At 40.7% G+C, this 19,193-nt stretch carries 14 protein-coding genes and 1 riboswitch; of the genes, 5 read left to right on the forward strand and 9 right to left on the reverse strand.

Annotation, left to right across the window (positions count from 1 at the left end):
• Nucleotides 1-25: 25 nt before the first annotated feature.
• The 3 genes from BW142_RS20705 to BW142_RS05415 all read right to left on the reverse strand — a co-directional run bounded on the left by BW142_RS20705 (nt 26) and on the right by BW142_RS05415 (nt 4,671).
• The gene (locus BW142_RS20705) at nt 26-196 is read right to left on the reverse strand and encodes a hypothetical protein (RefSeq protein WP_171972311.1); all 171 of its coding nucleotides are present in this window, start codon (nt 194-196) and stop codon (nt 26-28) included.
• Nucleotides 197-340: 144 nt separating this feature from the next.
• Nucleotides 341-3,490, reverse strand: a complete 3,150-nt coding sequence (locus BW142_RS05410) for an efflux RND transporter permease subunit (protein ID WP_076924162.1) — start codon at nt 3,488-3,490, stop codon at nt 341-343.
• Nucleotides 3,491-3,492: 2 nt separating this feature from the next.
• Entirely contained in the window at nt 3,493-4,671 is a 1,179-nt protein-coding gene (locus BW142_RS05415; protein WP_076924163.1) for an efflux RND transporter periplasmic adaptor subunit, read from the reverse strand.
• A 169-nt stretch (nt 4,672-4,840) separates the two neighbouring features.
• Between BW142_RS05415 and BW142_RS05420 the strand changes: the two genes are divergently transcribed.
• A complete protein-coding gene (locus tag BW142_RS05420; RefSeq protein WP_007581895.1) occupies nt 4,841-5,104 on the forward strand; it encodes a YkgJ family cysteine cluster protein in 264 nt (87 codons plus the stop codon).
• A 158-nt stretch (nt 5,105-5,262) separates the two neighbouring features.
• On the opposite strand, the gene BW142_RS05425 is transcribed toward BW142_RS05420, so the two are convergent.
• Entirely contained in the window at nt 5,263-7,116 is a 1,854-nt protein-coding gene (locus BW142_RS05425) for a TonB-dependent receptor (protein WP_076924164.1), read from the reverse strand.
• Nucleotides 7,117-7,292: 176 nt separating this feature from the next.
• On the opposite strand from BW142_RS05425, the gene BW142_RS05430 reads away from it, so the two are divergent.
• Complete coding sequence (locus BW142_RS05430; protein WP_076924165.1) at nt 7,293-7,781, forward strand: peptide-methionine (S)-S-oxide reductase; 489 nt, start codon at nt 7,293-7,295, stop codon at nt 7,779-7,781.
• A gap of 564 nt (nt 7,782-8,345) precedes the next feature.
• On the opposite strand, the gene BW142_RS05435 is transcribed toward BW142_RS05430, so the two are convergent.
• The 4 genes from BW142_RS05435 to BW142_RS05450 form a co-directional block, all read right to left on the reverse strand.
• Nucleotides 8,346-8,897 (reverse strand): DUF4136 domain-containing protein, encoded by a 552-nt coding sequence (locus BW142_RS05435; RefSeq protein ID WP_076924166.1) that lies wholly within the window; start codon nt 8,895-8,897, stop codon nt 8,346-8,348.
• Nucleotides 8,898-9,037: 140 nt separating this feature from the next.
• On the reverse strand, nt 9,038-11,812 hold the full coding sequence (locus BW142_RS05440; RefSeq protein WP_076924167.1) for an ATPase: 2,775 nt from the start codon (nt 11,810-11,812) through the stop codon (nt 9,038-9,040).
• On the reverse strand, nt 11,809-12,357 hold the full coding sequence (locus BW142_RS05445) for a hypothetical protein (protein WP_076924168.1): 549 nt from the start codon (nt 12,355-12,357) through the stop codon (nt 11,809-11,811). The genes BW142_RS05440 and BW142_RS05445 overlap by 4 nt, the downstream gene beginning before the upstream one ends.
• 3 nt (nt 12,358-12,360) lie before the next feature.
• On the reverse strand, nt 12,361-13,632 hold the full coding sequence (locus tag BW142_RS05450; RefSeq protein ID WP_076924169.1) for a hypothetical protein: 1,272 nt from the start codon (nt 13,630-13,632) through the stop codon (nt 12,361-12,363).
• A 222-nt stretch (nt 13,633-13,854) separates the two neighbouring features.
• Here BW142_RS05450 and nhaD point away from each other — a divergent pair, with 222 nt between their 5' ends.
• Nucleotides 13,855-15,102: a sodium:proton antiporter NhaD gene (gene nhaD, locus BW142_RS05455; protein ID WP_076924170.1), complete on the forward strand. Its 1,248-nt coding sequence runs from the start codon at nt 13,855-13,857 to the stop codon at nt 15,100-15,102.
• Nucleotides 15,103-15,210: 108 nt separating this feature from the next.
• A riboswitch (Lysine riboswitch) is annotated at nt 15,211-15,383 on the forward strand.
• A gap of 75 nt (nt 15,384-15,458) precedes the next feature.
• Nucleotides 15,459-16,862: a lysine-sensitive aspartokinase 3 gene (gene lysC / locus BW142_RS05460; protein ID WP_076924171.1), complete on the forward strand. Its 1,404-nt coding sequence runs from the start codon at nt 15,459-15,461 to the stop codon at nt 16,860-16,862.
• Nucleotides 16,863-16,899: 37 nt separating this feature from the next.
• Here lysC and BW142_RS05465 read toward each other — a convergent pair whose 3' ends face one another.
• Nucleotides 16,900-17,667, reverse strand: coding sequence for a 4'-phosphopantetheinyl transferase superfamily protein (locus BW142_RS05465; RefSeq protein WP_076924172.1), 768 nt, complete (start codon nt 17,665-17,667; stop codon nt 16,900-16,902).
• A 141-nt stretch (nt 17,668-17,808) separates the two neighbouring features.
• On the opposite strand from BW142_RS05465, the gene BW142_RS05470 reads away from it, so the two are divergent.
• On the forward strand, nt 17,809-19,131 hold the full coding sequence (locus tag BW142_RS05470; protein ID WP_076924173.1) for a sodium-dependent transporter: 1,323 nt from the start codon (nt 17,809-17,811) through the stop codon (nt 19,129-19,131).
• The last annotated feature ends 62 nt before the right edge of the window (nt 19,132-19,193 follow it).

Consider the following 19,193-nt stretch of genomic DNA (forward strand, 5'->3'; position numbering starts at 1 on the left):
TAATTTTCAAGCTAAAATTTTTTGATTAATTAATGCCTGATAGGCCTTGGTCAATACCCAGCAAAAACTCTAAACCTACAAACGCAAACGATATTGCAACGGCGCCTAATAGCATTAAGTTGCGGTTATTCTTTTTGTAGCCAATTGTGGTTAGTACAGCAAATACAATAAATAAAATAAGTTGAAGTGTACCCATTATTATTCCTTTTGAGGGTTATATTTATAGAGTTAAATTATCAGTAAGGTAAAGACTTGGCAAATAGTTGAGTATTATTTTTAAGCTTAAAATAAAAAGCTCGACATAATATGCCGAGCTTTTTTGGTTGGGATGTTACTTAATTTAGCTGTGAGTAGGCGCTGGTTGGGCATCTACTAGTGGTGGCTTGCCACGCATTTTACGTACTAATCGTTTAGCATCTTCTAGTGCAACATACTGGCACGGTATAAGTATCAGTGTAATTACTGTGGCAAATAACACACCAAAAGCAAGTGATACAGCCATTGGGATAACAATTTTAGCTTGTAAACTCGTTTCAAAAATAATTGGCATTACACCAATAAAGGTAGTGATTGAGGTAAGTAATATCGCTCTAAAGCGACGAGCACCGGCTTGCATTACAGCATCCTTAATCGAAACACCTTCAGCGCGTGCTTTGTTTACAAAATCAACCATTACGAGGGAATCATTTACGACCACACCCGCTACAGCAATTATGCCAAACATCGATAAGCTACTCATGGTCATGCCTAAAATCATATGCCCAAACATCGCGCCAACTACACCAAACGGAATAACCGACATTATAATAAGTGGCTGCGAGTATGATCGAAGCGGAATGGCTAACAAGGCAAATATAATCATCATTGATATACCAAAATCACGAAGCTGCTCTGAAGCGCTATCCATCTCTTCTTGAATGCGCCCAGCTACATCACTTGTAACGCCAGGGTAGCTTTTAAGTAATGTTGGTAAGTATTCATCACGAATTTCTTCTGCAATCGCAAATGGTTCGGCTTGGTCGGTATTTACCGCAGCCCATACGTTTACAGTACGTTTAGAGTTTTCGCGGCGAATACGGTTTACACCGTCAACCAGCTTAACTTCGGCTACTTCACTTAGCGGTACTTCAGCGCCTGTAGGCGTAATAATACGCACACTTGCTATGTCACTTATTGAGTTACGTTCGTCTTCTGGATAGCGGATCATGACTTTAATTTCTTCGCCTTCACGCAATATTCGCTGCGCTTCTAAGCCGTAGTAACTAAAGCTTACTTGCGATGCGACATCAGCAAGCGTTAATCCCATGCTATAAGCCAGTGGTTTTAAATCAAGTTGTACTTCGTCGGTAGCGCTTTGCATTGAATCGTTTACGTCGCCAACGCCTTCCATTGTTTGTAATTTGGCTTTTAATTTACCAGCCACTTCTTTTAGCTCGTCAGCATTTTTGCCTTCAAGTTTAAAGCTAACGTCGCCATCATCTCGACCGCCATTCATTATACTGTCTTGAATGGTCATGGTTTTAATGCCTGGTAAAGCGGGCATTTGCTCACGCCATAATGCACTTAGGGCAAAGGTGTCGATAGGGCGTAAGTCAGGCTCTACCAAAATAGCCATAATATTTGCTTCAGTTCGTCCACGCAGGCTTACCGATAAATCGCGGATCATCGGTTTACCGTATTGCTCTTGTAGTTGCTGATCGACCTTTAACAACACGCTTTCAATTTTACGTGCGGTTTCAAGCGTTGCTTGCTCAGATGAAGCAAGGTTCATTTCTATATCAATACGCGGAAAGTCGTGCGGTATTTTAGGGTTTGGTACAAACTTAACTAAACCACCTGCAAACATACCTGCGCTTACAATAAGCAAACACATAAAGCCAACAATTACGGTATAGCGATAGTGAATACAGCGGCCAACAAAAGGAAGGTAGTAGTTATTCACAAAGCCTTTTAAACCACTATCAATCACCATACGTAAGCGATGTAGTAGGTTTTTAGGGTTTGGTTTACGCGGGTTCATTGCTGCAATATGCGCAGGTAAAATAAGTTTTGATTCAATGAGTGAAAAAATCAAACATAAAATAATAACGCCACCAATTGCCTTAGAAAAAGCAGCGCCAGGCCCGGTTGCGAGTGTTTGTGGTAAAAATGCAGCAATGGTAGTTAGTACACCAAAGGTTGCTGGCATCGCAACACGTTTTACACCGCGTACAACGTTATCAAGTGTATGGCCGTATTTTTCAATTTCGGCGCTGGCTGATTCGCCCACAACTATGGCGTCATCCACTACAATCCCGAGCACAAGTATAAAGGCAAAAAGAGAGGCTAAATTAATTGTTACGTCTAAAAAGCCAATGGGCATAAACAAAAAGGCGCCCAGAAAAGACACCGGTAAACCCATCATTACCCAAAATGCCAAGCGTAGCGGTAAAAATAGTGCCAGCACTATCATTACTAACAAGCCACCCCAAATCATGTTATCGACCATCATATCAAGTCGACCTTCAAGGTAGTAAGTTAAATCAACAATAGGGGAGAGCTTGACACCTGCTGGTAAAAGCGGCTCTTTGGCTGCCATGTAGCTTTTAAGAACTTTTGCTACATCGGTAATATCTTGATCTTTTGATGCGTTAACTTCAAACGAGAGTGAATTTTTACCATTATATTTTGAATACTGTAAGCCTTCTTCAAAGCCATCGTTAATGGTTGCTACATCGCCTAAGTAAATTTGTGCGCCATCAGCAAGGGTAATAAGGGGGAGTTTTTCAAACTCAAAACCACGGTAGGCTTGTTTTTCAACACGCATTGAAATATAACCGTTTTCAGAGCGTATTTGCCCCGCCGACATATTGGCCGAAAAACTTTGTACAGCGCCTGCAATATCTCTAAATGTTAAGCCATATTCACGCAGTTTATCAGGGCTGACTTCTATACCAATTTCGTACTCTAAACCGCCGTTAAAATTAACAAGGTTAACGTGAGGCAGTGCTTGCAGCTCGTCTTTTATATCGTTGCCAAGCTCTTTTAACTGGTAGTTACTCATGTCGCCATAAAGAGCAAGTATCATTACTTCTTGCTCAAATTTATCGCGGCGAACAACAGGGCGCTCCATCCCCGCAGGAAAGGTGTTTATTGAATCAACTTGTACTTTAATTTCATCAAGTACTTCTTGTGGATTGTATTGCTCTTCTATTTCAATCCACGCTTGTGAAAAACCACGGTTAGAGTACGTAATTAGGCGTTTAATGCCTTCAATACCTTCGAGGTTTTCTTCAACTTTTATGGTTATGCCTTCTTCAACTTCTTGCGGGGCAGCCCCTGGGTAAACCGCTTGTACGCTTATCCAGTTACTTTCAAACTGTGGGAACATTTGTTTGCGAATAGTCATCGCCATTAAAATACCGCCTACTAATATAAATATCATTAGTAGGTTGGCAGCAACGGGATTTCGGGCAAACCATGCTATTAACCCTGTTTCACGAGTGTTCATGATTATTCCTCTTTCAGCGCAAGTTGAGTTACATCAGTTTTATCAGGCGCAATATCTTCAACTTTTACTGCCATACCTTCAGTTGGATACTCAAGCGCTGAGGTAACAATTTGCTCGCCATTTTTTAACCCTTGGCTGGCTATAATCATGCCGTTTTGTTCGCGTATAATATTGAGAGTTTTAAATGATAATGTTAAATCGTCGTTTAAAATCACAATTTTATTATCTTTAACCAAATGGTGCGCAACAATAATTGCGTTATCAAGCGGGCGACCTTCAATGGTAGCGTTAATATATGAACCAAAACGAAGAGGGCGTGTTTTATCGCCGTATGGAGTTGCAAGTTGTGCAACTAAATAGCTCATACGGCTTGTTTGATCAACCACACCTTCGGTGCGAATTACTTTAGCTTGCCACATTGTTTGCTTACCCGCGTATTCTGCGTTAAATGTAACATTTGAGCCTACGCCGCCGTTTTTTAAATATTGCAGTTCTTGGTCGGCAACTGGTAAACGTACCTCTGCAACTGAGGTTGCACTTAATGCACCAAAACTATTACCTGGGTTTACCACGGAGCCTAAGCTAATTGTGCGCTCATTAATAATGGCATCATAAGGGGCTTTAATATAAGTACGTTCAAGATTGCGGCTAGCACGTTTAACACTTGCTTGAGCAGAGCGGTAACGCGCTAATTTTTCGGCCAGTTGTGGTTTACGTAAATAAAGTTCTGAGGCAATAGCTTCGCTTGAGTCCGATTTAATACGCTCCCATTCAGCTTTTGCTACGTGTGCTTGTGCGCGTTCTATTTCAAGTGCTGAGCTTGCTTGTGCTAAACCTGCTTGCGCTTCAATAAAGTCTGCCTCGTAATCATTTGCATCAATTCGTGCTAAAATATCGCCTTGCTTTACAAACGCGCCTTCAACAAATTGATCTGATACCGAAATAACTTGCCCACTAACTTGTGCTATCAGCTCGGTACGGTCCTTTGGTTTAACAATGCCGTACGATTTAACATCAAGCGTTATAGAATCTAAAAGTATGCTTTGTGTTGCAACTAAAGGGCGTAAATCTTGCTCTGGCTTTTCTTCCGGTGGTTTTTTCATTGCCGTAAAGGCGAAAGCTAACGCAATGCCGCCTGCTAAAACAGCAATTGGGAGTATTATTTGTTTTTTAGTAGCCACAAGGCATTCCTTCATAATTGATGGTGACAGAGCAATAATACGCAATAAAGTGTTTACAAGGCGTTTTAAGATGTAACAAAGCATTACATATGTACATTACAACTCAACATGCGGCTAATTACGTTCCTAAAAAGGAATTAAAGTAAGTGTGTTTTATTCAGAGGATATTATGAAAACCGAATCGATGAGTTGCAGGCTAGGCTGCGGTGCATGTTGTATTGCGCCAAGTATTAGTTCGCCTATTCCAGGTATGCCAAATGGTAAAAAGGCCGGAGAGCGCTGTATTCAACTGGACGAACGTAATTTATGTAAGTTATTTGGTGATTCAAGCCGACCTAAAGTATGTAGTGATTTTAGCGCTACGCTTGATGTGTGCGGGTCAACAAATGCACAAGCTCTAGCGCTTATTACAGAGCTTGAAGAGCTAACTTAATTTTCGTTTTTAATACACATCTATTTACATTTATCTATTACTGAGAATTATTTTAAGTAACTAAAAGCTGCGCTTTTCACGTGAGCAAGCTCTTCGTCTACCACCAAAGTGTAGGTTTGTGGTTGTTTTGTAGACGTGAAGCTTGCTTACGTTAATGGTTACCAACTATACGTTGCGCTTAACGTATATTGCTCACCTCGCCCTGGTGTACCTGGTATCTCTTCAAACGATTCACCCCAGAGGTTATCTGCTGCTAAAGTAATAAATAAGTTTTTTAGCATTGGCGGCGTAATTTTTAACGTTAAATGCGTAAATAAAGCATCGTCGTCACTACCGCGCAGCGCATTTTCGTGCTGTTTGCGCCACTCGTTATCTATTCTAAACTGCAAAATATCAGTAGGATTCCAAACTGCGCCGAGTGTTAGGCGGTGATCAGGAAAGTTTAATGCGTAAAAACTAGCGTCAATATCTGCCGCACCGTAATTTTCTAATTTATGAAGGTAGGTGTAACTCGCTACAATTTCGGTTGTTTCAAAGTGTTTAGTTGCTAAGAACTCAATGCCCGTCGTATTTATATCTACAGGGTTTGCAAAGCGCGCTGAGCTTGAATCAAAATTAAACGTCCAATCGGTTAAGTTGTCATCTTTGCGATAAAAAATAGCCGAATTAAGTTGCCAAGTTTGCTCATCAACTAATAAACCTAGCTCTAGGCTTTTAGTCGTTTCGCGCTCAAGGGTGTAATTACTTCTAAATAACCCGCCTGAATCACTTCCGCCAATGGCGGTATAGCCTGCTACTTGGCTTGCCTCTGCGTACGATAAATAAAACGTGCGCTCAAAACCTTTACTGTTATGTGTATTAAGCGTTATATCACCAATAAGTGACAGTTCAGAGTCGTCTCTATTTGTATCGTCAAACGCAGCACCTAAACGAAATGTAAGTTGTTTGTTACCCTCAAGCGCCATTTTGTATTCAGGCAATACGCTTAATTTATAATACTTACGAGAGGTAAAGTTGTTTTCAAGCGTGGTCGATTCAATTGAGTCGTCAATAAACTGTGCTGAATAATTTACAGCAAATACATCGCTTTGAGCATGATGCCCCGATAGCGCTAACGACTTAACTTCACTTTTGTGAAACGCTTCAAAAGCGCTTGGATTTTCGCGAGAGTAAATATAATGATCGTCGTGTGTGCGGTAATAAGCCGACACTTCAAAATTACTATCCTGTGCATAATTTTGCTTATGGTTTAGCATTAATAAGCGAGTTTCTAGCTCTTCTGTTTCGTTAACGCCAAATGGAGTGTACAAATTTGGCCAACCAAAAAACTTATCTTGTGAGCCAAAAAATAAATCTGTTTGAGAATCAGCGCTAGCTAATTGAACGCGACCCGATGCACGCGTAAAGTCGTGATCGCCGTTATCAATAGTGCCATCGCTTTGTGAGTGAGAAATCTCGCCTTCAAAACCAAGCTTCCAATCCTTTGCGCCTTCAAGGGGCATACTTACACCTGCATGTAAGCTTTGTAAGTTAAAATCGTTTGTGCCAGTACCTACCGATACACTGCCGCCCGTGCTAATTGGTTTCCAGCCAAACGATACAGTGCCTACAGAGCTATTAGCCCCATTAAGCGCGTTGTCTGCGCCTGTTAAAATATAAGGGCCGGTAAGCATTTGCGGTGCAATAGGAATTTCAGCAAAATAATGCCCAGACTGTGGGTCAAGTAAAGTAGCACTACCAATCCTAAAGCCGGTGTTTTCAAAAATACCACCGCGTATAGTTACATCGGCTTGCGCTTCAGCCATATTACGTGATTGTAAATCAACACGTGGGTCATACTCTAAATTAGATACTGGAGAGTCAAATGTACCTACAGGTAATGTGTTTGCAGTGGGCGATGCCTCAACTGTTATTTTTTCGATTGCCGACTCATCAGATAGCGTATTAGCATTAGCAAATGCAGTAACACTGCATAATATTGCAGGTATTATAATGTGTGGTGTGCGATTCATGTGTTTCTCATCATTTTTTATTTGTAGCTGCGGTTACAATTAATTTCAAAGCTTATATTTGAGCATGATAAAATAACTAAATGTAACTGCAGTCATTTTGTGCGCGATTGTACATTAATTTGTTAATAACTGCATTTGATAACCATTTACACTTTATTTATTGAGTAACATTTATAATGGATACGACACAACAAAATACTATTTACTTTGCTGGTGGCTGCCTGTGGGGCGTACAAGAATTTTTAAAGCACTTACCAGGCGTAATAAGTACTGAAGCAGGGCGCGCTAATGGTACAAGCAAAACCACTAACGGCGAATACGATGGTTATGCCGAATGCGTAAAGGTAATTTTTGACCCAAAAGTCGTTAGCCTAAATAAGCTGTATGACTACTTTTTTGAAATTATTGACCCATACAGCATTAATAAACAAGGGGATGACGTAGGCCCCAAATATCGCACTGCCATCTATAGCAAAAGCCAAGATCATTTAGAGGTTGCTAGCAATTATATAAGCCAGCGAAGTGATGCTGATAAAATTGTGGTAGGATTAGAGCTGCTAACTAACTACGTGCCAAGCGATCCTGAGCATCAAGACCGCTTAACTAATCATCCTGATGACTATTGCCATATACCGCTTGAGTTACTGCATAAGTATAAATCGTAAATTTAACGCGGTGTTTTTTGTAGACGTGCAGCTTGCTGACGTGACGAGCGCAGCTCGTAATTTAGGATTAAATATAGCGCTATCAAAGTAATTAGAAGCTATCGCTTCTCGCGCAAGCAAGCTTAGCGCCTACAGGTAAAGTTTAATATAGTGTTTTTGTAGACGATCAGCTTGCTGAAGTGACGAGCGTAGCTCGTAATTTAGGATTAAATATGGCGCTATAAAAATAAGTAATTAGAAGCTACCGCTTCTCGCGCAAGCAAGCTAGCGCCTATGGGTAAAGTTTGACGCGGTGTTTTTTGTAGACGTGCAGCTTGCTGACGTGACGAGCGTAGCTCGTAATTTAGAGTGAAAATAAGTACATAAGGGCAAGTAATTAGAAGCTACCGCTTCTCGCGCAAGCAAGCTAGCGCCTACGGGTAAAGTTTGACGCGGTGTTTTTGTAGACGTGCAGCTTGCTGGCGTGACGGGCGTAGCTCGTAATTACTTTATTTTAAAAGTTCCAAAAATACACACCCACAAAAAAGCTCACATGCTGTGAGCTTTTTAAAAACTAATTTTAACTTACAGCTGCTTTTGCGGCGGGAAGTTACTTAAAATTTCGCTGACTGTTTTATTAATTGATGCTTCACGTTGTTCTGGCGATTGATTTTTCTTTAATCGACCTTCTTTCGCACCGCGCCATACAAGCTGGTTAGATTCACGATCTACAATATCAATAATCAACGTACCCACTTCGTATTCACGCGCGGTTGTATCACGTTGAAAACCAGTACCCCAATAACCCCAATGCGGGCGGTAGTTTACATTAAATGTATCTACTTCAAGCTCTTTGTCTACCGATGCATGATAATTAACAAGCACATCAGCTTGTGCTGCATCAACTAAGCTCATACCTAATGTTTGGCTCAGCTCTGCGTTTACGGCAGTGCGAACACGCTTTTCCATTAGGCCATTTATTTGATAGTTATTTGTGTCTTTAGTTAGGCTGGCGTTTTCTACCCAAGCAAATGTTTTAAAATTACTAAAGTTAGCTGATTTATCGTAATCCCAATCTGGGGTTTGTGTACAGGCTGTAAGTAGTGCTAGCGCTGCAACAATAAGTATATTTTTCATTACGTTTGCTCCAATAAAATGCATTAATTTAAAATAACACACATAGTTTAAATGTGTATTATTTAAACGTCCTAAATATTAGTCTAATTGTTAGGGCTGAACGACTAATTAACCTCTGTTAATTAGTCGTCATTAAATGTTTAATGTTCAACTTCTATCCAATCTTTTTCATCTACCCAGTTTTGTGCACCGTCTTTTACCGAGCGAATCGGCACAATGTAGTCACAACTTATTTGTGGCTTAACTGAGGCAAATATAGGCACAAAACCAAAGCTTAGTGCGGTTTCTATAATTGCTTTTTGATTTTGTGGATCGATATCAGCCGCTTCATCTATATAAATAGGTATACGGTATAGATTTTGTTCTTGGTCACTTAATAAGTAGCGAATAAACAACATGCCACACAATAACTTAATCGTAATACGTGTGCCGTTTGACCCCGCCGAATCTATTTTTTCAAAGTGCTCTGTTTCACCTGCGCGGTTAACCACTTCAAAGCGAATATCAAATAAATCGGTAAGTGTTAAGCCCGCTTTATCTGAGGCGAGTTTAATTAAGTGATCTTTCGCTTCGTTTACCGCGCTTTCGCTGTACGGTTCTTGGCTAAGTAAATCAAGTGTGTCGCCTTGTTCAAACTGATGCGACGTGCTGATAATGGTATCGATACTATCAACCAGCATTTTGCGCGGTATTACGTTAATTTTAAACGCTTGCAAGTTTGAAATACGGTGCTGGCTTATGCCTTTATTAAAGCTATTCATTTCGCGGCGAAGTCGGTCTAAATCTTCTCGCAAGCCTTTAATCGTTGCGGCAACCTCGGTAAGCGCAACACGCGCTTGGCGCTCAACGGCATCGCGTTCGTTATCAATATTATGAAAGGCGCTTATTAGCTTTTGATATTTAGTAAACTCGTCGTTTTCATTGTCGAATTTAGTAATACCCGCGTTATATACATGTAAATAGGTGTTGCGTACGTTTATGTCAAAATTACGAAGCTCTTGGCAGTCTTTATTAAAATGATGAACAAGGTCGCTTAAGTTATCAAAGTCGACTGTAATATCAATCATATACGGGGTTACTTTACAGCTGTATAAATCAAGCGTGTGATCAATTCGCTCGCTCTTAACTTGGCGCAGACGCTCAGTTTGACGATTAATTTGCTCTTGTTTTGACTTAATTAACGAGCGGCGATCGGCAATTGAGCCACTATTTTTTTGGATGTCTTGCAGGTAGTCGTCAACTTGTTCGCGCTCAGCTAATAACTGCTCTTTTAGCATGGCTTGCGCTTCAATCGACTGCTGCATTACCTCAAACTGCTCTAAGCGTTTTAGGGCGCCCTCGAGGCTCATTAGCTCATCGTATAATTCGTCTTTTTCTTTTTGTTTGTCGGCAACGTTTGCAGCAACATCGCGCTGTTGCTTAAACTCTTTAAGTGAATGCTCAAGTGCACTGAGCTGAGCGGTTAATTGCTCTTTATTTTCGCCACTTTGCATTTGCACAGGGGATAGCTTTTTAAGCTTAATACTCGCTCCTGGTAGCGTTAGTACGCCGCCTTTAACGTTTTCGCTAAGTAGCGATAAAAACTCACCAAATGCTTCTTCGTCATCAATGGTTATATCGCCATTGGTGGTGGTCGCAAACGAGAGAATATCTGGGTTTAAAATGCGCGATATTTCTTCTACTTCTTTTAACGAGAGGTCTTCGCGCATGCGGGTAAACAAATTAAACTCAAGGTTTTTAAGTTGCAGCTTTAAACTCTTAATTTGTTTTTGTGTTTCGCTAATGCGGTAGTCAAGCGTATGTAGGCTTTGCCCTTGTGCGCTGGTTATAGAGTGCGAAAGCGACTCGTAATCTTGCTTTAACTGAGTCAGGCTGGTTTTAAGCGTGGCTTTATTTACTAGTTCAAATTCGCTTTTAAGCGCATCGTAATCTAAAAACCACTGCTCAATTTGAGTTTGTCTGCGCTCTATATCGCGCGATTGCTGTACGTATAGGCTTTGCTTTTGCTCAAACTCGTGTTTTTCGTGCTCTATATCTTCAAGCGCGATTACAAGCTCAGTGAGTTGCGACTCTTGATAGGTATCAAAATCAATCAGTGCTTGGTCAATTTTAGGTGCGTACGCCGCTAATTTACCTTTAAGCACGGTTTGGTTTTCGAGCATTGATTCAAGCGCGGCTATAGGCTCTTGCATTGACTCAAGGGCTTTTAATTCGCGTTTTGAGCGGTTTACTTTATCAAACGAGCGACGCCATACTTCATAAAAGTCGACCTTAGAGTTTGACATATGGCGTTCAAACACGCGTAGCATAAAGCGTTTTACGTCGCTTGCGCCTAATTTATGTAAGTTAAGAATACGTCTAAATATTTCTTTATAAATAGAGGAGTCTTGCACATTATTAAGCGGGATCATTTTTAAGTTTATGTCGCCATCAAAAGGCGTTGCGCCACCAGTCAATAGCGCGTTTAGCTCTTGTGCTTTTAACTCAATAGGATTGTAGTTAAGTGATTTTAAATGGTTGAACAGCTTGGTAAATTTAATAATGGTTTTACCTTGCGTGTACTGCTCTAAATCAAGCTTTCCTTGATAACAAAAGTACTGATGCGCATAACCGGCAATTTTACCAAGTCCTGCAACACCAATTACTACCGAGCCATGAGGCAAGTTAGCTTCGAGTAAAATGTACGACTGATCGGATGAAAAATAAAACTTACGGGTTTCATCTAAATCGTGTCCGTCCCATTCTGTTAAGCGTAAATCGTTAATAAGCGGAAACTGCAAGGCGTTAATAACCGAGCTTTTACCTGTGTTATTGGGCGCGCAAATAGAGCTGCTTTTATCAAGTGGGATCACACATTTTGCATAGCCTGCGGTGTTAAGTAGGGCGAGTTTACTTAGTCCGTATAGATTTTTCATTCCTCGTCCTCTGTAACGTAGGTTTCTTCGTTTACTTCCATCAATGCATCTATGTAGCGGTGAATTGGCGCTTGTAGCATAAAACCGCCTTCTACTTCACGGGCTAAACCTAAGCGCACCATGCGCAGGTATACGTCTTTGCGCAGGTCCGATCCCGAAAATATCTCAAGCTGATCAAACAGATGTTTGTTAATTTGCACCAGCGTTTGCATAAGCTCTAAATCGTTTACGTCGTCAAACAATGCGCGCATTGGGTCTTTACCCGTATTGGCGTAGTGCTCAATTAAAATGTAAATGGTAAGCGCGATAGCGCGAGATATTTTGCCCATATTTGGCGTGCTCTCGTCGCTACCAAAATAATAAAAGCCACGGCTGTCGCGTTTTAACTCGTTACCTAGGGCGGTAAATAGGGCGGTGTAGTCTTCTATGTGTTGATCAAGCTCTTGCCACATTACGTTGTCTTGCTCGCAAATGTGATAACCCGCTACTAATTTTTTATTTATGGCTTGTAGATGGGTTAGCTCGTCTAAGTTTATGTGTGTCATGGTTTATTTACCTGCCTTTGGATCTGGCTGAGGCTCTGAATTAAATGGATATAAAGAAAAGTGCTGACCAGCAATTTTTACGCGGGCTTTTTCATCACTTTGAATTATTTTAATATCGCTGTCGCTAACTAATTTTTGATACAAAAATAGCATTTCGTCGGCATCGAGATCTGGGTAGCTTTCGTCTAAAAATTGCAGCAAGGGCTGTGGCTTTTTGCGTTTTTTATTAAAGCGCTTAGCAAAACTGGTTTTAACATCGTTGTAGTCAGGAATATTAGGCGTAACAAATGCAGGCACGTCTTGTTGATCGGGCAATTGGTATTCTTCGTGTTCAAATTCAACCAAGCTTGCCATGTAAGCCACAATATGGCGTTGCTGACCAAGTGAATATCGCTGCGCGTCGCTCACAAAATGTGGCTGCACCGCACTTAGCATGTTGTCTACGCCATTTTTACGCACAAGCCCGAGTACTTTAGCTGCTTGGCGAGTAATTAAGTTATTACGGCGTAACTCTTCGCGCAGCGGCATAAGCATATCGGCACTTTTACGTAAGCTTTCTCGACCCACTAAATGCATTTCGAGTATACGGGTACGTAATTGCTCAAGCATACGTTTGTCGTTGTACGCTTTACCTGAGCGCTCAATGTGCAGTATTTGCTTACTTATTTGCTCTTCAATGAGGGTAAAACACGCATGAAATTCACCACGAATATCAATCATTTCAAGCATGGGCTCTATGTATTCGTCAAAGGCTTCTATTACCGCTTTATAACGCTTTTGCAGCGATTGCACTGCATTATTAGATTTAGCTTGTTCAACAATATTTAAAATAGCGTTTTCGTTGTGCGTATAGAGCTTCATTATTTTACGCACCCGATCATCCATAATACGGCTGTAGCGGCGTAAGTCGTCAAAGTCTTCTATTTCGCCAGCGTTATCTAGGCGATTTCCTAAACGTGCAAGGTCGTCGACTAATACGCTAATTTCTTGCGCTAAGCCTAAATGTTCTTCTTGCAGTAAAAAAGTAGCAAAATCGGCAATGGCACGATTTATTTCAAGCTGTGAGGATTTAGCCAGTGGAATTAAAATATCTTGGTTTAACAAACGATTTGTTTCTTTATAAATACGTTCGTTTGACCACGTAGGCTGCTTTTGCTTAATCGCGTTTTGTACGTCTTTTAGGCTAAAGTCAGCCATTTTAAAACGTTTAAATAATAGCTCTAATACACCCCAATGTTCGGTTATGGTGTTTAGCAGCTTTTTAGCTGGGATCATAAGGGGTTACAACATCCTAGTATTTTATTATTGAGTTCTTTTAGAAGACTCATTATTACGTATTTTTAATTAACCTTGTCTGTATATAGTATTCGTTTTTAAGACCATTTAATAATAGTTTTTGCATAGAGGCGGTGCTAAAATTCGCGCCGAAAATAGGCACATGAAATGGAATGTTATTTGTGTGTTCTTTAAAACTATATCAAAGGTTGTTTAACTACCATGGTTTCCTCGATTATTCTAACCCTGATAGCGATTGCATTTTTACTGATCGTTATAGAAGATATAATCCATGTCAATAAAGCTAAAACCACGCTGTTTTTTGGTACGCTTTGCTGGATTCTTCTTTTTATATACCCTCTACACGGGCAAAGCCCCGATACAATTCAACACCTCCTAAATGAAAATATTTTAGAAATTGCCTCGTTATGGTTATTTTTAATGGCTGCAATGACCTTTGTAGCGTATTTAAACTCAAAGGGGTTTATAGAAAATATTGTCCATCGCGTTATGCCAAAAAGTATTAGCGAAAAAAAGCTCATGTTTTTGGTGGGTGGTTTTGCATTTTTGTTTTCGTCGATTTCAGACAACGTAACAGCCACGCTTATATCGCTTGCGGTTGTTATGTCGTTAAAACTTGAACCTAAAAAGCTTATTAAATATGCCACGCTTATTGTGTTTGGGGTTAACTCAGGTGGGGTATCGCTAATAACAGGTGACGTAACCACGCTAATGATATTTTTAGATGGCAAAGTAACCATAGCTCATTTATTACTGCTTATAGCGCCAGCACTTACAAGCGTTATGTTACTAGCCGCGCTACTGTCTATCGGTATGAAAGGGCGTGTTGAATTTGCTGGTGCAGGTAAAACCCGCATTGAAAAAACCGACATTACCATTGCTGTTATATTTTTATCTACTGTAATTAGCACACTTACGCTGAGTGTAATTTACAGCGTACCGCCTTTACTCACCTTTTTGTTTGGCTTATCAGTCATGTTTTTAGTAGCGCAATTTTTAATGCGCAAAAAAGACATTAACAAAGACATAATCGATTTTGTTCGCGATATAGAATACGACACGTTATTGTTTTTCGTAGGTGTACTTTTACTTGTAGGCGCACTTAAAGAAATTGGTATGTTGAGTAAATTTACCGACCTATATACGGTAATGGCACCTGAGTACGCAAACTACTTAATGGGCATATTATCAGCAGGGGTCGATAACGTACCGCTTACTGCTGCTTTATTAAAAGCCGATATAGTAATGAGCCAACAACATTGGTTGTCGTTTACGTATGCCACGGGCGTGGGCGGTTCAATGCTTATCATTGGGTCGGCTGCGGGCATTATTGCCATGAGCAAAGTTAAAGCGCTTACATTTATGAGCTACTTGCGTTTATCTCTGCATTTATTAATTTGCTACACCGTAGGTTATGCTGGCTCGTATTACATGGGCAGTTTTATCTAATTTAAGTGTTATTAATTATTAAAACGCTTGACAGCTAGACGTCTAAACGATAACTTTCAAACCCCGCTACTTAGCGGGGTTTTGTTTTATTAGCCACTGGTTAATAAAGCATTCAGAAGAGGTGCGATACTTAGGTACTTAATGTTAGGCGACGAAAGCCAATGATCATTAAGGAGGGAAGTACTCGCCGAGGAAAATAATGGTACGTCGTCATTGTTTTTCGGTTTATGGGGCTGAATCCTCAAAACTGTCACCAATATAGGTGGAGAGCTTCTGGCAGTGGACTTATCTTCAAGCATTCCTTTGCCAAGTTCTTCTTGTTTTATTGCGGTTTGGATACCGCGAAAGGAGACTAAATGACTACCCAATCAGCGCCACAAACAGTGCCACAAACAGAGTTAAGCGCAAAATCAGATTACATCGTTGCCAAATTTGGCGGAACCAGTGTTGCAAACTTCGAAGCGATGAGTCGCTGTAGCGAAATTATTGTTGCAGATAAAAGCGTACGTATTGTTGCCGTGAGCGCTAGTGCCGGCGTAACTAACCATTTAGTTGCACTGTGTAAATCAAGTATTACCCCAAGTGAGCGCCAAGAACACATAAACGGCGTGCTTACTATTCAACAAACTATTTTAGATGAGTTATCGCTTGATGCCGATTTAGCGGTTGGCTTTAACGAAACCCTAAAAGCATTTCAAACATTGGCTCAAGAGTCACTAACTACCGATCAGCAACACGACGAGCTACTTAGCTTTGGTGAGCGTTTATCGTCGTATTTGTTTGCTCAGGTGCTGCGTTTAAATGGCTTAAACGCCGATCGCTTTGATGTACGCAAGGTGCTTAAAACTGACAGCCAATTTGGTAAAGCAACGCCTAATGTTGCGGCCACAGCGCAAGCTGCTAAAGAATTCTTAATCCCGTTATTAGATGAGCAAGTAATTGTTACTCAGGGCTTTATTGGCAGTGACGAATACGGCCAAACAACAACGCTTGGACGTGGTGGTTCTGACTATAGCGCTGCACTTTTAGCTGAAGCAATTAACGCTAAAAGCGTGCATATTTGGACCGACGTAGTGGGCATTTTTAGCACCGACCCGCGTTTGTGCGCAAAAGCGACGCCTATTGCACGTTTAAGCTTTGACGAAGCCGCCGAAATGGCGACCTTTGGCGCAAAAGTATTGCACCCAGCGACTATTTTACCAGCAAGCCGCAGCCACATTAACGTGTTTGTAGGTTCTAGCCGCGAGCCAGAGCGTGGCGGTACATGGATTGAGCGCGAAAAATCGCAGCAACCAGGCATACGCGCAGTAACGCAACGTAAAAACCAAATATTGCTTACGCTTAAAAGCCCAGAAATGCTACTCGCTAGTGGCTTTTTAGCACGCGTATTTACACTATTAAGTGAATACAATATATCGGTAGATTTGGTAACTACATCTGAAATTAGCGTAGCTATAACACTTGATAACGCGCAAAACGCCTCGCGTCCAGAGCTTGACCAAGAATGCCTAGATAAGCTTGCAGAGTTTTGCCATGTGTCGGTAGAAAACAATTTAACACTGGTAGCACTTATTGGCTCTGAGATTCAATTACGCCAACACGAAATGAACTTAATGAGTGTACTAAAAGACTTTAACATTCGATTAATTTGTCACGGTGCTAGTAAGCACAACCTGTGCTTTTTAGTAGAGCAAACTGAGTCAGATAACGTAGTACAATCTATTCATAGTCGTTTATTAGAAAACGATTTTGCTGCGTAAATCGCGCTTATTCAGGAAAGCGATTTATTAAAGTTACCTAATAAAGCCACTTAACAAAATCAGTTAATAAAAAGCATCGCCAGTCGGTGCTTTTTTTATGCACCACACTTATATCAAAACAAACATTACTGCCACTGCTATCAGCTACAGTAACGCTATTACTGCTAGCACTTAGCTTTGCACTATGTAATTCGTCAAACACATTGGGGCTAAGTAGTTTTGCAATAGGGCGGCTGGTGGCTTTAGCAAGTGACTCTTTTAATGTCCAAATTCTAAAAAACGTATCCGCTTGGGCTTGGGTATTAGTGGGCATTGTAATAAGTGTAATTTCATCATTATGATAAAAATGCTTAGCGAGCTTTTCAAATGGGCGCTTTAAGCTTACTTTTTCAATATCAAAACCAAACTCACTTTTACCAAGGTTAAGCGCAACCCCAACTAAACCATGCGAGTGCGAGATACAGGTATTAATAACGTCATCACTTACGTGTATTTGCAGCTTTGAGCTTGCCTCGTCAAATTCTGTACTCATTTTATTAAGGGCTACGAGCGCATGTTGCGGCTGCGTTATTTTAATAAGGTGCTTTAACAATAACCGCGTAGCTAAATACTCTTGCTTAGCTTGCGGGCTTTTGCGGCGGTTTATAATGGCTAACTCAAACAGGCTTAAGCAATCGGGCAAATTAAAGTCACTAAGCTCAAGTGTTTTAGCATTAAATAATAAAATACTGTTACTAGCTAAAGGCAAATTTGCAAATTGAGTTGAAGTAATACTCAAGGCGTTTTTAAAATAGTGTTCAGTCATAAAAGCCCTAAAGCAAAAGAAGTCGCTGATATTGTGAGCGGTTAACGCCCCTAATAAAGGCTGGGTACAATTTTATTACTCAGCTGGCATGAAATATGGTTTAATTCACAATAATCAAAATAATAACAGATTTGTAGATGTATGGCACAAGTGCGTGATGGGTTTCAAAGCCGACTTGGTTTTGTTTTAGCCGCTGCTGGCGCAGCAGTGGGTTTAGGTAATATTTGGGGTTTTCCTACGCAAGCGGCCAACCATGGCGGCGGTGCATTTTTACTGGTTTACTTTATTGTTATATTTTTACTTGCGCTCCCTGCGCTGTATACCGAACTTTATTTAGGCCACAAAGCACAAGCTAATCCGGTAAAAGCATTGGGCGATGCATGGCAAAGCACTAACCGCAAAGTAGGCGCAACAGCAGGTTATATTGGTCTTGCGGGCGCGGTTGTTATGCTAAGTTTTTACTCAATAGTAGCAGGGTGGATGCTCTCATACGCTATTGAACCCATAACAACCTTTTTAGGTTTCACAGGCGCAAGCGAATTTTTACATAGCGACTCAGTGCTTCGTAATTTTGTATTTACGCCGCTTATGCTTATTTTAACTGCCAGTATTATTTTAAAAGGTGTTAAATCGGGAATCGAAACCTGGTCGCGCCGTTTAATGCCACTGCTACTCGTATTGCTTGTTGGTTTAATTGCCTACATCGCAACACTCGATGGCGCAAGCGAAGGTTTTGCCGCGTATTTAATTCCTGATTTTAGCCAAATACTCGATCCTAACTTAATTATTGCCGCAATGGGGCAAGCGTTCTTTTCGCTCTCGTTAGGTGTGGGTTGTATGATGATCTACGGATCGTACTTACAGCCAGATGCTAATTTACCAAAGCTCACTGCAGGTGTTGCCTTACTCGATACCAGTGTCGCGTTTTTAGCGGGTTTACTTATTATCCCCGCGATTTATGTAGCGCAGCACAACGGTGTAGAAGTATTTAGTGGTGGTAAACTGATTGGCGAAGGGCAGCTTATTTTTGCTATTTTACCTGCGCTATTTAGCACCATGGGCGAAATTGGTTTATTAGTTGGTTTATTGTTTTTTGTATTAATGTCTATCGCATCGGTTACGTCAACTATATCGACCACCGAAATTCCGGTAGCGTTTTTAGTCGAAAATCACAACGTTAGCCGCAGCAAAGCAACATGGGCAGTAAGCGCCGTTGTACTTGTGTGTGCAAGCGCAATTATATTAAATTTTGATTGGTTATTTGGCTTAGTTATTATGCTATTTACTCAATACCAATTGCCGCTTATGGGCTTGTTTTACTTTATTACAGTAGGGTGGATGTGGCAGCGTGGTAATAAATTACACCAAGCAACAACCGGTGTACATTACTGGTTTGCTCAGTATATTCGTTTTGTTTGCCCAATATTAATGACCTTGGTATTTGCAAATGTTGCGTTTGGTTAAGCTCTATTTAAAGTGAATTTTTAAACAAAAAAAGCGAATAGGGCTCACCTTATTCGCTTTTT

Origin of the sequence: Pseudoalteromonas sp. EB27 (assembly GCF_001974875.1) — a bacterium.
Lineage (GTDB): Bacteria > Pseudomonadota > Gammaproteobacteria > Enterobacterales > Alteromonadaceae > Pseudoalteromonas.